This is a genomic window from Paracoccus sp. S1E-3 (genome assembly GCF_013868135.1).
Classification (GTDB): Bacteria; Pseudomonadota; Alphaproteobacteria; order Rhodobacterales; family Rhodobacteraceae; genus Paracoccus.
In genome coordinates, this window is record NZ_JACEMU010000011.1 from 15,816 (window position 1) to 29,509 (window position 13,694).

The 13,694-nt window shown below is 65.4% G+C and carries 10 protein-coding genes; 4 read left to right on the forward strand and 6 right to left on the reverse strand.

All coding sequences use genetic code 11. The annotated features are described in order from the left end of the window. Positions 1-2: 2 nt before the first annotated feature. The 6 genes from H1S04_RS18535 to H1S04_RS12780 form a co-directional block, all read right to left on the reverse strand. Positions 3-2,087 (reverse strand): glycosyltransferase, encoded by a 2,085-nt coding sequence (locus H1S04_RS18535; RefSeq protein WP_220185228.1) that lies wholly within the window; start codon positions 2,085-2,087, stop codon positions 3-5. 8 nt (positions 2,088-2,095) lie between these two features. Continuing rightward, positions 2,096-4,480, reverse strand: a complete 2,385-nt coding sequence (gene glf, locus H1S04_RS12760; RefSeq protein ID WP_181745935.1) for a UDP-galactopyranose mutase — start codon at positions 4,478-4,480, stop codon at positions 2,096-2,098. After that, a complete protein-coding gene (locus tag H1S04_RS12765) occupies positions 4,477-5,631 on the reverse strand; it encodes a glycosyltransferase (RefSeq protein ID WP_220185229.1) in 1,155 nt (384 codons plus the stop codon). Before H1S04_RS12765 ends, glf begins: the two co-directional genes overlap by 4 nt. A 265-nt stretch (positions 5,632-5,896) precedes the next feature. Then, positions 5,897-7,561: an FAD/NAD(P)-binding protein gene (locus H1S04_RS12770; RefSeq protein WP_181745942.1), complete on the reverse strand. Its 1,665-nt coding sequence runs from the start codon at positions 7,559-7,561 to the stop codon at positions 5,897-5,899. A gap of 134 nt (positions 7,562-7,695) precedes the next feature. Then, positions 7,696-8,010, reverse strand: a complete 315-nt coding sequence (locus tag H1S04_RS12775; protein WP_181745936.1) for a hypothetical protein — start codon at positions 8,008-8,010, stop codon at positions 7,696-7,698. A gap of 138 nt (positions 8,011-8,148) precedes the next feature. Next, positions 8,149-8,658, reverse strand: coding sequence for a ferritin-like domain-containing protein (locus H1S04_RS12780; RefSeq protein ID WP_181745937.1), 510 nt, complete (start codon positions 8,656-8,658; stop codon positions 8,149-8,151). Positions 8,659-9,141: 483 nt separating this feature from the next. On the opposite strand from H1S04_RS12780, the gene H1S04_RS12785 reads away from it, so the two are divergent. From H1S04_RS12785 to H1S04_RS12800, 4 genes are all read left to right on the forward strand, one after another. After that, complete coding sequence (locus H1S04_RS12785; protein ID WP_181745938.1) at positions 9,142-10,509, forward strand: deoxyribodipyrimidine photo-lyase; 1,368 nt, start codon at positions 9,142-9,144, stop codon at positions 10,507-10,509. A gap of 305 nt (positions 10,510-10,814) precedes the next feature. Next, positions 10,815-11,228: a pyridoxamine 5'-phosphate oxidase family protein gene (locus H1S04_RS12790; RefSeq protein WP_181745939.1), complete on the forward strand. Its 414-nt coding sequence runs from the start codon at positions 10,815-10,817 to the stop codon at positions 11,226-11,228. Positions 11,229-11,309: 81 nt separating this feature from the next. Further along, the gene (locus H1S04_RS12795; protein ID WP_181745940.1) at positions 11,310-12,269 is read left to right on the forward strand and encodes an IS481 family transposase; all 960 of its coding nucleotides are present in this window, start codon (positions 11,310-11,312) and stop codon (positions 12,267-12,269) included. Positions 12,270-12,336: 67 nt separating this feature from the next. After that, positions 12,337-13,536, forward strand: coding sequence for an IS701 family transposase (locus H1S04_RS12800; RefSeq protein ID WP_181745920.1), 1,200 nt, complete (start codon positions 12,337-12,339; stop codon positions 13,534-13,536). The last annotated feature ends 158 nt before the right edge of the window (positions 13,537-13,694 follow it).

Below are 13,694 nucleotides of genomic sequence, written 5' to 3' on the forward strand. Positions count from 1 at the left end.
CCTTACGCAGAGGCTTGACGAAAGATGGGCTGCGGGTTGGACCGCAGCACCTCCATCTTCACGAGGGCGCCGGCAGCGGCCGATTGCGACACCGCGAGCGCGACGCGGTGGGTTTCCAGCGCCTCGGAATAGGGGCAGCGGATGCGGTTGTCCTTGCCCTGCACGGCCTCGATGAAGTCGCGGTCCTCGCGCCAGACCGGGTCGCCTTCGGCATGGCGCACCGGGCGGCCGCGGCCGACGTCGATCATGATGTCGTGGTCGGTGATCTCCATCGCCAGCGCGTCGGCGAAGACGTGCAGGCCGACGCGGTGGTTCCAGCGCAAGAGGCAGGTCGCGGCCAGGTTGGCGATGGCGCCGCCGGCAAAGCGCAGCGTTGCGGTGGTCGCGGTCGGCACGGTCAGGCCAGGGAAATCGCCGCGGTCGCGGTGCGACGACAGGCCGAACACCTCGGTCACGTCGCCGGCGAGGAAGCGCGCCAGGTCGATGATATGCGTCGCCTGTTCGACGACCTGCCCGCCCGAGGCATCCTCGCGCCACCACCATTCCGGCGGCGGGGTCTGGTCCAGCCAGAAGCCGGTCATCAGCTGCGCCGGGTTCTGGGCCAGCACCGCGCGGGCCTCGTCCACGGTGTCGAGATAGCGCCAGTGATAGCCGACCGCGGTGATGAGGCCGGCGCGTTCCACCTCGGCGGCGATCTCTTCGGCCAGCGACAGGTCCAGCGACAGGGGCTTCTCGACAAAGAACGGAAGGCCCTTGGCGATGCAGGCGCGTTCGGCCTCGCCATGCGCGAAGGGCGGCACGCAGATGTAGACGGCGTCGAGTTCGACCGCGTCCAGCATCGCGGCGTGATCGGCGAAGGCCTGCGCACCGAAGCGGGCGGCGGCCTCGGACGCGCGGGATTGGTCGGGGTCGGCGACGGCGACGATCCGGACGTCTTCCATTTGTTCCAGCACACCGAAATGGCGGTGGGCGATGCCGCCCGCGCCGATGAAGCCCAGCCGTGTCGTCATGTCGTCGTTCCTTGGTCTGCCGCGCAGCACGGCGGCGTAAAGCCGGGCGGTATCCTCGCCCATGCGGGTTGCGGTGTAGAAATCGTCGAAGCGGGTGCGCTGGGTCGCGGCGGTGGCGGCGCGGGTGGCCGGGTCGACCAGCGCAGCGCCGAGCGCCGCGGCCAGCGCGCGGGCGTCTCCCCGCGGGACCAGCCAAGAGTGGTCCGGCCCCAACGCCTCGACCACACCACCAATGCGGGTCGCGACCACCGGCAGGCGGGCCGCCATCGCTTCCAGCAAGACCAGCGGCAGGCCTTCGAAATCCGAGGGCAGGACCAGCAGGTCCGCCGCCGCCATCAGGTCGGGCACGTCGTCGCGCGGCCCGAGGAATTCGACGCCGTCCGCACCCAGCCGGGCGACACGGGCGCGGATCGCCGCCTCGTCAGGGCCTGCGCCGACGAGTTGCAGGCGGACGTCCGGCTGGGTGCGGCGCAGCCGGGCCAAGGCCGAGATCAGCAGCCTATGGTTCTTCTGCGGCGTGAAGCGCGCCACACACAGCAGCGTCGGCGCATCCGACTCGCGGCGCGGCAGGTCGGCGGCGGCGATGCCGTTCGGGATGCAGGCCATCGGCAGCCGCGGCCCCGGCATCCCGGCCAGCGCCGCCCGCCAGCCATGCGCGGCGGCGCGGCTGACGGTGATGACGGCATCGACCTGCGCCACCATGCGCGCATAGGCCTCGCGCTGGTCGGGACAGGTGATGAGCCACGGCAGATGTTCGGTCCGCACCGCCGCCGCCCCGGCCTCGCGGGCGGCGGCGACGAGGTCATGCCCCTCCCATCCGATGCCGGCATGGACGTGGACCAGATCGGCGCCGGCCAGTGCCGCGGGCCAGCCTTCCTCGGGCACGGCGGCGGCGGGCACCCCGGCAGCGACGGCCTCGTCCGCCAGCCGCGCGCCCGCGTCGTGGTCGGGAAACGCCAGCCGCACCGACAGGCCCGGCCGCCCGGCCAGCGCCGCGGCGAGGGTCAGCATGTGCCGCCCGACCCCCGAGGGATCGGGGCTGTCGGTCGCCAGCACGACAAAGGCAGGCGCGATCATCGGCGGCCTCACTCTCCGGCGAGCGTCGCCGCCAGGCCGGGCAGCCGTTCGGCCAGCCGGCGATGGATGGCCAGCGCCTGCCCGACCACCTGGTCCATGTTGTAATAGCGATAGCTGCCCAGCCGGCCGGCAAAGATCACGTTGCGCTCGGCATCCGCCAGCGCCTCGTAGCGCTTGAACAGCGCCTGGTTCTCGGGCCGCGGGATCGGGTAGTAGGGCTCGCCCTCGGCCGAGGGGATCTCGTAGGTGATCGAGGTCCGCGGGTCCACCTGCCCGGTCAGGTGCTTGTATTCGGTGATCCGCGTCCACGGCACGTCCTCGGCCGGATAGTTCACCACCGCGACCTCCTGGAAGCGGCGCTTGTCGTGGGTCTCGTGGCGGAACTGCAGGCTGCGATAGGGCAGCGGGCCGAAGCGGTGGCCGAAATACGCGTCGATCGGGCCGGTATAGACGGTCAGCGGGCCGCGGTCGGCGGCGGGCAGGTCGTGGAAATCCTGCCCCAGCGCGAGGTCGATCAGCGGGTGGTCCAGCATCCGCTCGAACATCCGGGTATAGCCGTCCAGCGGCATGGCCTGAAAGCTGTCGGTGAAATAGCGATCGTCGGTGCTGGTCCGGGTCGGCACCCGCGAGGTCACCGACTTGTCCAGCTGGCTGGGGTCCAGCCCCCATTGCTTGCGGGTATAGCCCTGGAAGAACGTCTCATACAGCCGCGTGCCGACCGCGTTCACCACCACGTCGCGGCTGTTCCGGATTTCGGCCACCGGCTCGGCCAGCGTGGCGAGGAAGGCCGCCGCCTCGGCATCCGAGGACAGGTTCTGGTCATAGAGCGCATTCAGCGTGGTGCGGTTGATCGGCATCGGCACCCGCAGGTCGCCGACCTGCGCCAGCACCCGGTGTTCATAGGGGCGCCAGCGGGTGAACCGGGACAGATAGCCGACCACGTCGTCGCTGCTGGTGTGGAAGATATGCGGGCCATAGCGGTGGACCAGCACGCCCGCGGCGTCGAGATGGTCATAGGCGTTGCCGGCGATGTGGTCGCGCTTGTCCACGACCAGGACGCGCTGGCCAGAGCTCTCGGCCAGCCGTTCGGCCAGCACCGCGCCCGCAAAGCCCGCGCCGCAGATGGTGACGTCATAGCCGCGCGCGCCGCGGCGGATGCCGGGCGCGGGGAAGCGGTCGCCGACGGCCGGGCCGCGGCTGTGGCGGTCGGCGGCCTCGGTCACCAGCCGGTTCATGTGCCGGAAGGTCGCGTCCCAGCTATGCGTGGAGAGCATCCGGTCCGCCGCGTCGCGCCAGCGCCCCGGCGCGGCGGCGTCGGCCAGCGCCGCGGCGCAGGCGGCGACGAAGCTCGCCGCGTCGCCCGCGATCCGCACCGCAGCCAGGTCGCCGTAATGGCGCACCACATCGCGCACCGGGGTCGAGACGACGGGCCGGCCGCCGGCGAGGTATTCCGGCGTCTTGGTCGGGCTGATGAAGCGCGTGGCCTCGTTGATCGCAAACGGCATCAGCGCAACGTCCCAGCCCGACAGCCAGGCCGGCAGGTCGACATAATCGCGCTGGCCCATCCAGTGCAGGTTCGGGGCCTTGGGCAGGTCCTCGGGCGCGATCTTGACCACCGGCCCGACCATCACGATCTGCCAGTCCGGCCGCGCGGCGGCGACCTTGGCGATCAGGTCGAGGTCCAGCCGTTCGTCGATGACACCGTAATAGCCCAGCCGCGGCCGCGGCAGCCGCGCCTGTTCCGGCGGTTCGGCCAAAGTCCCGCGGGCCTGCGCGAAATGCGCCGCGTCGACCGAGGACGGGAAGGCGTGGATATTGTCGTGGCGGGCGCGCTTGGCCTCCCAGATCGACCAGCCGCCGGTGAAGACGACGTCGGCCGCCTGCATCAGCTCAGCCTCGCGCGCGACCAGCTCGGGCGGGGCGAAGCGGAAGGCGGACAACTCGTCCATGCAGTCATAGACCACGGCCGCTGCCTCGACATGCCGGGCGATGGGCCACAGCATCGGGGTGTAGAACAACAGCACCGGGTTTCCGATCCCGGTTAGGCCCAGCATCTGGTCCAGCAGGGCCGACAGGGCACGCTCCTGGGCCTCGGGCGACCAGCGGTCGGGGACGCGGGGGCGGACGGACTGGACGGTGGTGCCGGCGAAGGCGTGGAATTCCAGATAGGGCAGATGGTGGCCAGTGGGGATCGCCTCTTCCCAGAAGATCACCCGCCTTGTGTCTGCAAAGCGCCCGATCAGGTGCTGCGGGCGCTGCAGGACGAAATCCCAGCGCAGATGCGAAAAGCAGATCAGCGGCGGCTCGCCCGCGCCAAGGGGAACGACGGCCGGTCCAACCGGAAGCGCATCATCCAGGCAGGGACTGTCCTCGAGCGGGCGGGCGTCGTTCATGCTGCGTCCTTTCCATGCCGCGCGCGGCGGATCGCCTGGATCTCGGCGCCCAGCCGGGCGATCGAGACGGGCCAGCCCCAGCGCGCCAGCGCGACTGGGCGGGGTTCAAACTGCTCGGCACTGTCCACCAGCCGGCGCAACGCGGCGGCGAAGTCGGTGCCTTCGGCGGCGGTCAGGCCGGTGTCGGGGGTGATGTACTGGCGCCCGCAGACGAGGCCGGCATTGGCCAGCACCGGCAGGCCGGCCAGCATGTATTCGGTGAGGATCGCAGGCGCCCCGTCCTCGATCCCGCAGACGACGCCGACGCGGGCGCGGTTGATCTGGCGGTTGACCTCGTCATGGGGGACCGGGCCCACGATCTCGACGTCGAGCCCGCGGCGGGCGGCGTCGGCGCGTAGCTCCTCGGTCAGGTGGCCATAGCCGACGACCAGCAGCGCGGTCATGCCCGGGTTCGCCTCGAGCGCATCGAAAAGAACCTGGTGGCGCTTGTAGGGCTGGGTGCAGGCCACATAGACCACGTCGCGGTCCTTGTGCGTGCCGGTTGGGAAGAACGTCTCGCCCGAGGCGAACTCGGGCCCGATCGGCAGCACCAGCGTGCGGGCGCCGGGGACGCGGGCGCGGATCTCGTCGGACTGCCAGTCGGCGCCGGTCAGGAACAGGTCGAACCGCGCCGCCTCGGCATCGGCGATGCGCAGCGCCGGGGCGTCGATCGAGTTGTAGATGCGGATCGCGCCGGAACAGGCGTCGAGGATGGCGGCGTCCACGCCCAGCCCCCAGACGCAAAGGATGTCGGGCACGCCGCAGGCGTCGAGATGCGCCAGCAGATCGGCCGATCCATAGGGCGCGGGATGGACGTCGGCGCGGAACACCCGCCGCGTGAGGCCCGGGCGGTCGGGATCGGGCGTCCCGTCCCACAGGCGGCGGTCGCTGTCGGATTCGCCGTCGCGGCCGGCAAAGCTCCAGATCTCGGCGCTGTCGGCCAGACCGGCAACGACGGCCGCCAGCGGCAGGCGTTCCAGGTAGCCGCCGGTAACTCGGACTGATCCGACGATTCCTGGCGGGCTGATGCTAGGCCAGGACGGGCGCTTTCCGCGCGTCGGCTCAGGAGGCACCGCCGAGCAGAAGTCTGAGACGGCTACGATACGACTCACAAAGACCTGCCTTGCAGAGGCGGGCAATGCAACGGGCCAAGCGACGCCCGCCGCTCTGAATGTGAAACAACTCGTTAATTGGTAACTGGAGGATTCTAAGAAGGCAATAGTGTGTCGCAATCGTCACACAAAATCTCCCTTGGGGGTTCCGCCACCTGCGCCAATCCCGGTACTAGCAGGGGTAGAAACCAGTGACCGAAGCTTACGACCTTAACTATGCTGGTCTTCCCGCGGGGCATGATCGAATTGAGCGGACCGGGATCAGCTAACCCGCAGCGGCGTGGCGTCGAACGGGTACCGGTCCCGCATCCGACCAATAGCCAAACCGGCGCCGACGCCCCTGCGGGCTGTCCACCTGGCGCAGCAGCGAGTTACCAATCCGAGTTCCGATCTCGCAGGCGGCGGTGATGCCTTGCACGAAGGGGCGGTCGTGCATGAGGTACGGGATGGCGCCCATCCGCACCCGGCGATCATAGGGGCCGGCTGCCAGCAGGGTGTAGTCGTCATCAACCTCGAGGATATCAACCCCCTCCGCAAGAAGTGCGCTTCGCAGGGAAGGAAACGGCAGGTCGGCGGCCTCGAGCGGTTTCTGGCCACGCGCATCGATGAAGATGTCGAACTCGAGCGCGACGTCCGCTGTGCGGATGGTGGTGACATTGCCCGTCTCGTCCATGTCCCAAGACGACCCGAGGCCACGAACTTCGAGGAACCCGGCATCGTGCAGCGCCAGCAGCCGCCGGATCGATTCGGGGGGAACAGCCGCATAATTGTCGACGAACATCGTCTTGAGCCCTGAATCGAAGCGCTTATGATCCTGGTCAGAGAACTCTTCGACCAACTCCTCGACCGCCTCGTGCATCCTGAGAATGGCATAGCGCCAGGGAACCGTGGCCTTTGCGGCGCGGTTGGCCTCCACTTCGGCCAGGTTGCGCCGGGCCCACTCGAACGGCGCCGTGGCCTTGCGATTGCGAAAATAGCGTTCGGCGATGTCGTCGGGGGTAGCGTCCGTCAAGCCGATTGTTTCGGCATAGGCGGGATCAGCCAGCGCCAGTTCTTCTCGGAACACGTCGAATACTGCGTCTAGCAGATCGGCCCGGCCAGACAGTTCGGCCAGACGCGCCGGGGTCATGATCGCCAGCGGCTGATAAGGGATCGGGCAGTAGAAGTCTGCCTCTGGCAGCACGCCGGACCGAGACATCATTGTGATCGACAGCCTATGCTCTGCCTGCGCCTCGTTTGGTTCGAACAGCAGGGCGGTGCCGCGACGGGCCACGAAGCGGCCATGTTGGCTCGCCACCGCCATCGCTGCGTCGATGGCGCTGAGAGAGGTGCCAAGAATGCCAACCCGGCATGCAGGCACCACGGTATCCACCAGTCCCGACCAGGGGCTGGGGAAATATTTCCGGCTGTCCTGATCCTCGGGGAAGGCATGGCCGGTGGCGACGACGACCTTGTCGAAAGCTTCCTCGATTTCGCCATGATCGGTGATGAGCCACAGCCGTCCGTCCCCACCCGGGCGGATGTCGGTGACCTCGGTGCGCTCGCGCAACTCGATTCGGTGCCCCAGCGCCTCGGCAGCATGGACCAGCGCGTCGAACTCATCGCGATAATAACGGCCCAGCATCAGCCGCGGTGTAAAGTCCCGTTCGTCGAGATCGTCGGGGTCGATGCCATAGCTGCGCAGCAGCGCGCCGGTCTGGGCACCCAGCCAATCCAGATAGCTCCGCGTCACGGGCGGGATCTCGATGCTGGCGATGTTGGCCAGCATGACCGGACTGGCCGTATCATCCGAATAGGGCATCCCGACGCCGGCATCGGCGCCCTTCTCGAAAAGCCAGATGGTAAGAGGAGAGGTTCCAGGCGCCGTCGCGAGTGCCTTGAACGCATAGACGCCGGTCGGTCCGGTGCCGACGATGGCGATTGTTGTCATGTCATGCGCTTTCAGAAAGGTTAACGGGCTGAAGCAGGCGAAGGTGGGTGACACCTCCAGGGGAATCCAACTGGCTTATGGCTTGGAATGCCAGCAGCAAATGATCTGCTGACGGCATCGTTTTCGTGATTGCGTCAGGTCTGGGAGTCAATGCCGCCATCATCGCCTTCAAACTCTGCGAACGCTTCACGCACTTTCTGAGCCTCGCCAGTATCTTCGATATTGACTGAAACCCTGATCTTGCCGTTATGAGCTCCATCCTCGCGCGCCGACACTTGCGCAGATTCGTCGGCGTTGTCGCCTCCCGACCGCACCTCGCCAGAGGTATTCTCACTGCCCTCCGGCGCAACCAGGATGGTCGAGCGATCCAGCCCGAACTCTTGTACCATACGCTCCACGGCCATTTCCGCATCGCGGCGTGTCTCGAAACTCGCATTCAGGGTCGGCATGTTTGTTCCTCCTCCTGGGTCCTGAGCTTGCCTTCATCTAGGACGCCCTTCGCTAAGGGTTCCAAATTGCGGAACGCAAAAGAGACCAGCGCGGCGGCAGGCCCTTCCATGTCGCGGAACGCGCGTGTCAGGCGCGGATCACTCGGCGTCTTCGCCGGCGGCCATGGGGTTTGCGCGGTCCTCGGCGATCTCGGACAGCAGTTCGTCTGCGGCTTCTTCCTGGTCGAGGATTTCGGACATCAGTTTCGCGACGTCATCCATGCCCAGCAGTTCGGCATAGGCACGCAGGCTGCCGTAACGCGCGATCTCGTAATGCTCGACCGCCTGGCAGGAAAAGATGATCGCCGCGTCGCCGGTCGGCGTGCCGCCGAAATCCTGCAGAAGCGAGTCGCCTTCCTTGAGGATGCCTTCAATCGCGTCGCATTTTTCGCCCTTGGCCTTTTCACCCAGCAGTTCGAACGCCTCTTCCAACTTGGTGATCTGCTGCCCTGTTTCTTCAAGGTGGTTTTCCAGGCCGGACTTCAGTTCGGTGTCCGTGGCCGCCTTGATCATCTTGGGCAGCGCCTTCTGGATCTTGCCCTCGGCGTAATACATGTCCTGCAGGCCGTGCTTCAGCAGGTCTTCCAGACCCATCTGTTCGGTCGCCATCGTGATATCCTTTCAGGTGAATTGATGAAGGCGTAAGTCTGCCCGCGTCTGCACAACTCGCCACAACGCCAAGCGGTTGCATAAGGCTAACAAAAATCATCGGTTGCGGGTCGGCGGGGGGCGCAGCGGGCACAGCCACGGGCGCAGGGGTTCGCCGTTTCCTGCCGAACGGGACAGTTACGCGAACGATTCTTGCGCGTTGAACGAAAGGTTGTGCCATATCCCTTCCGTATTGCGCGGTCTGTATATCCCCGGCTCGATGATCGTCCGCAACGAGCCGCTGGAACAGGTCAAGGCGCGCCGCGATACGGCGTTTGGCGCGCTTGTCTAGGGCAGGCCTTTCGTGCGCTGGCTCTGCTCTGCACCAACTCGCTTAGCCAAAGGCTATCGCCCGCGCCCTTCCAATGCGTTTATTGAGGCATTCAACGGGCGGCCGGACCGAGCGGCTATATCACCATTGGGCTTCGGATCATGAGGAAAGGGATGGGCGGAACAATCTGGTGGATCAGGCGGGACGCACGGCAGGCGGACAACGCTGCTCTGGCAGCGGCGGCGGCGGCTGGACCGGTGACCGCGGTATTTCTTATTGAGCCAGTGCTGAGGGCCCAGGGCGCCGCGACGCGCTGGCGGTTGGGCCGGGCGCTGGCGGCGCTGGACGCCGATCTACGTGCACGTGGTGGCGCGCTGACAGTGCGGACCGGTGCAGCAGAAGATATTCTTCCCCGCCTTGCCGCCGAACTGGGCGCGGCCGAAGTGCATGCGCTGGCTTGGCCCGAGCCAAAGCGCATTGTCGCCGACGAGGCCGCCCGCACCGCGCTTAACGGCGCCGCCGTGCAACTGGTCCTGCATGATGGAGCGACGCTGCTGCCCCCGGCCGCGATTCGGAATGCACAAGGTAAGCCGTTCCGTGTGCAGTCCGCCTTTTCCCGCGCCGCCCGCGCCCTCGGAGTATCGCCGCCCGTCCGGATGCCCGCGCACATCGAGTGGCGCCCCGCGCCGAGCGAGCAGCTGGGCGATCTAGCTCCCGACATGAACCGCGGTGCGGCGGTGCTGGCCGCCCATGCCCGTCCGGCCGGCGAAGCCGCAGCACTGATGCAACTGCACGCATTCCTCGATGGGCCGGTCGAGGATTACGCCCATAGCCGCGAACGGATCGACCGCCCCGGCGGCTGCACTGCCCTTTCCGAGGCCCTTGCGGTCGGTGAGATAGGCCCCCGTACCATCTGGGCCGCCGTTGCAGACCACTCTGGCGAGGGCCCCCAGAAGCTGCTCTCCGAGCTGATGTGGCGCGAATTCGCCTGGTCGCTGCTGGTCGCCCGCCCCGACCTGCCAGTTGCCAATTTTCGTCCCGAATGGGACCGCTTCCCATGGCAGGGCGACGGTCCGGCGGCCGAGGCCTGGCGACGTGCCGTCACAGGTATCCCGCTGGTTGACGCCGGGATGCGCGAGATGTTCGTGACCGGTACAATGCATAATCGGGTGCGAATGGTCGTTGCCAGTTTTCTCTGCAAGCACCTGCTAACCGACTGGCGTGTCGGGTTAGCGTGGTTCGGCGACTGCCTTACAGACTGGGATCCGGCCAGCAACGCAATGAATTGGCAGTGGGTCGCAGGCAGCGGGCCGGACGCAGCGCCCTATTTCCGTGTATTCAACCCAGCCCTACAGGCCGAAAAGTTTGACCCGACCGGCGCGTACCGCTCGCGCTGGCTATCGCCGAACTCGGGCTATTTCGAGGCCGTGCCGCGGTCTTGGGGGCTGCAACCTAGCACGAGGTTGCATCCGGTCATTTCGCTGGCAGAAGGGCGGGGCCGTGCTCTCGACGCACTTTCGCGCATGAAGGGTGCCGGTTAGCTGGACGACGATGGACAGCGCATCGGGCGGCATCTGCCTGGCGCTTGCGAACGCATCGGCGGTAATGGCCCTGTCCAAGGAAACGTTGGTCCCTGCAGTTGCTGACGATTCTGGCATTCGACCTAACCGTGGACCAGCCGGCGCGCCGTAATCTCCAGCCGCGGCTCGAACGCTTCCGCAACAGAGGTTACACCAAGATTCCGAACTCGCCCATTGCACTTTCCTTGAAACAGGTGATCACTTGATGGTGCACCCTGCGTCATGCAGATCACCCTATGGAAAGGATTTCACGGATGGGCCAAAACATGACCCGCAAGGACGTTGCTGCCGTAATGAAGGGAATCGACTTGTGCTTCATGGCCACCCTGTCAGCCGAAGGAGGGATCTCCAGCCGGCCGATGTCTAACAATGGCCAAGTAGAATGGGACGGAAGCAACTGGTTCTTTTCATATGGGGACACTCGCAAAGTACGCGAGCTGGACGCGAACCCGGCTACGACGTTGGATTTTCAGACTGAGGATACGTGGATTTCGCTGCGCGGGAAAGCGCAGTTGCACCAAGATGATATTGCGCTGTTCGAAGAACACTGGGCGTCTGATTTGGATCGTTGGTTCCCAGAAGGAATCGACACCCCTGGTCTGACTCTAATCGAGGTCGTCGCGGAGTTTGCCGAGGTGAACGGCCGTGCCGGCGAGGGAACAGTGGACCTTCGCGGCTGACACTATCTCCCGAGCTTGTCCTAGGTGTTTGATCCCACGGTTTGGTGGTGCGATCCTTTCTCAGGAATGGAAGGAAGCATTATGGGCCAGGTTCGTCACGGAAGCGCCACGACCACGCACGCCGTCAGAGCTGCAATACAACGATCGCAAGCTTCGCTCGCGACGTTGAGCCGGGATCTTGGGATCAACCCGAAGACCGTTGCTAAATGGCGCAAGCGCCAGACGGTCGAGGACCTCAAGACCGGGCCGAGAGAACCGCGCTCGACGATCTTGACCGAGGCCGAAGAGGCGACCATCGTTGCTTTCCGGCGGCACACGCTGCTGCCGCTGGACGACTGCCTCTATGCCCTGCAGCCATCCATCCCGCACCTGACACGCTCAGCGCTCCATCGGTGTCTGCAGCGCCACGGCATTTCTCGGCTGCCTGACGTGGAGGGCGACAAGCCGAAGCGCCAGAAGTTCAAGCGCTACCCCATCGGCTTCTTTCACATCGACATCGCCGAGGTGCAGACTGCTGAGGGCAAGCTGTTTCTGTTCGTCGGCATTGACCGCACGAGCAAATTTGCCGTGACCCAGCTCGTCGACAAGGCAGACAGGAAGACGGCCTGGGAGTTCCTGCAGCACATGCTCGAAGCAGTGCCCTATCAGGTCCACACGATTCTCACCGACAACGGCATTCAGTTCGCCGAGCAGCCTCGGAACCGCAACACCGTTTATTCTCGGCCCATGCGTTTCGACATGATCTGTGAGGCCAACGGGATCGAACATCGCCTCACAAAGCCCAACCACCCGTGGACCAACGGCCAGGTCGAGCGAATGAACCGCACGATCAAGGACGCGACCGTCAAACGCTTCCATTACGACGATCACGACCAGCTCCGCACCCACCTGTCAGACTTCATGGCAGCCTACAACTTCGCCCGCCGGCTCAAGACCCTCGGCGGGCTCACACCGTATGAATACATCTGCAAGATCTGGACATCCGAGCCAGACAGATTCATCCTAAATCCGATCCACCAGATGCCGGGACTGAACACCTAGCATTACAGTTGCATTCTTCTCTCCGCTCTGAATCAATGCGCTACCATGACTAAGTTAGGGATCATGGATGGCGGGGTTGTCGGTCGAAGAGACGCTGGAGCTTTGGGCTTCCTCACTCCGTGAAGTAAAGGCTCGAATTCGGCCGCTGTTTACGCAGGAACGGGTTGCGGCATCGGCCGGTCAGTTTCTCGACGGCTTGTTGGGTGAGGAACGGCGCAAGACGGGTTGGATGCGGGCCGAAGCGGCTGGAGATCCGGGCCCCTGGCGTCAGCAGGCGATATTGGGTCGTGGCCATTGGGATGCCGACGCGCTGCGCGATATTGTGCGGGACTACGCCGTGGAAACGCTGGCTGATCCCGAGGCGGTGCTGGTGATCGATGAAACCGGTTTTTTGAAGCAGGGCCACGCCTCCTGTGGGGTCGCGCGCCAATATACGGGGTCGGCAGGAAAGATCACCAATTGCCAGATCGGCGTCTTCGCCAGCTACGTCTCGCAGCACGGACATGCTTTTATCGATCGGGCCCTCTATCTGCCGAAAGCATGGGCTGAAGCCCCGGTCAGACGAAGCCGGGCCCATGTGCCCGAGGCGGTGGAGTTCGCCACTAAACCTGCCATCGCCCGCAGCATGATCGAGCGCGTGCTCTCGACCAAGGTTCCATTTTCCTGGGTGGCCGCCGACAGCGTCTATGGCGTTGGCGATATCGAAATAGTACTGCGCCGCGCTGGAAAAGGCTATGTCCTGGGTGTCAGTTCCAAGCACGCCTTCAATTCCTGGGGGAAAGCCTATGCCGTCAGCGGGACGGCCGGGAGCATCGCGGAAGACTTGCCGCCCGAGGCTTGGCAGCGTCTTTCGGCCGGCGCGGGCACCAAGGGCGAGCGGCTTCACGACTGGGCCTACCTTGATCTCGCCGATCTCGATGCTGGCGAATTCAATGCTGATCTCAGCGGCGTATGGACCCGGGGCCTGCTGATCCGACGCAATATCTCCGATGGCGAGTTGGCGTTCTTCACCACATGGTGTCCGGAGGGCACGGGCATGGAAACACTGGTGCGTGTCGAAGGGCATCGCTGGGCAATCGAGGACAGCTTCGAGACCGCAAAGAATGAACTCGGCCTCGATCACAACGAGACCCGTTCCTGGCACGGGTGGCACCGCCATGTATCGCTGGTCATGCTGGCCTTCGCCATGATGGCTACCATTCGCCATCACGCAAATGTCGAACCGCCCAAAAAAACGATGCGCAGGCTGCCAAGGAACCCAAGCTGATCCGCTGGTCAATTCAGGAGATCCGACGCATCGCCAATCGGCTGGCCCAACGTCAGATTGAACCGGCTTATATTATCGCTTGGTCGATGTGGCGAAGGGCTCATCAAGCCGCAGCAAGGCAGGCACACCTTCGAAGAAACGTGCAACTGTAATGCTAG

What these genes read in the sequence shown, in the direction of transcription:
- H1S04_RS18535 (WP_220185228.1), bottom strand. Translation starts at nt 2,087, where the DNA reads ATGATCGCGCCTGCCTTTGTCGTGCTGGCGACCGACAGCCCCGATCCC.
- glf (WP_181745935.1), bottom strand. Translation starts at nt 4,480, where the DNA reads ATGAACGACGCCCGCCCGCTCGAGGACAGTCCCTGCCTGGATGATGCG.
- H1S04_RS12770 (WP_181745942.1), bottom strand. Translation starts at nt 7,561, where the DNA reads ATGACAACAATCGCCATCGTCGGCACCGGACCGACCGGCGTCTATGCG.
- H1S04_RS12775 (WP_181745936.1), bottom strand. Translation starts at nt 8,010, where the DNA reads ATGCCGACCCTGAATGCGAGTTTCGAGACACGCCGCGATGCGGAAATG.
- H1S04_RS12780 (WP_181745937.1), bottom strand. Translation starts at nt 8,658, where the DNA reads ATGGCGACCGAACAGATGGGTCTGGAAGACCTGCTGAAGCACGGCCTG.
- H1S04_RS12785 (WP_181745938.1), top strand. Translation starts at nt 9,142, where the DNA reads ATGGGCGGAACAATCTGGTGGATCAGGCGGGACGCACGGCAGGCGGAC.
- H1S04_RS12790 (WP_181745939.1), top strand. Translation starts at nt 10,815, where the DNA reads ATGACCCGCAAGGACGTTGCTGCCGTAATGAAGGGAATCGACTTGTGC.
- H1S04_RS12795 (WP_181745940.1), top strand. Translation starts at nt 11,310, where the DNA reads ATGGGCCAGGTTCGTCACGGAAGCGCCACGACCACGCACGCCGTCAGA.
- H1S04_RS12800 (WP_181745920.1), top strand. Translation starts at nt 12,337, where the DNA reads ATGGCGGGGTTGTCGGTCGAAGAGACGCTGGAGCTTTGGGCTTCCTCA.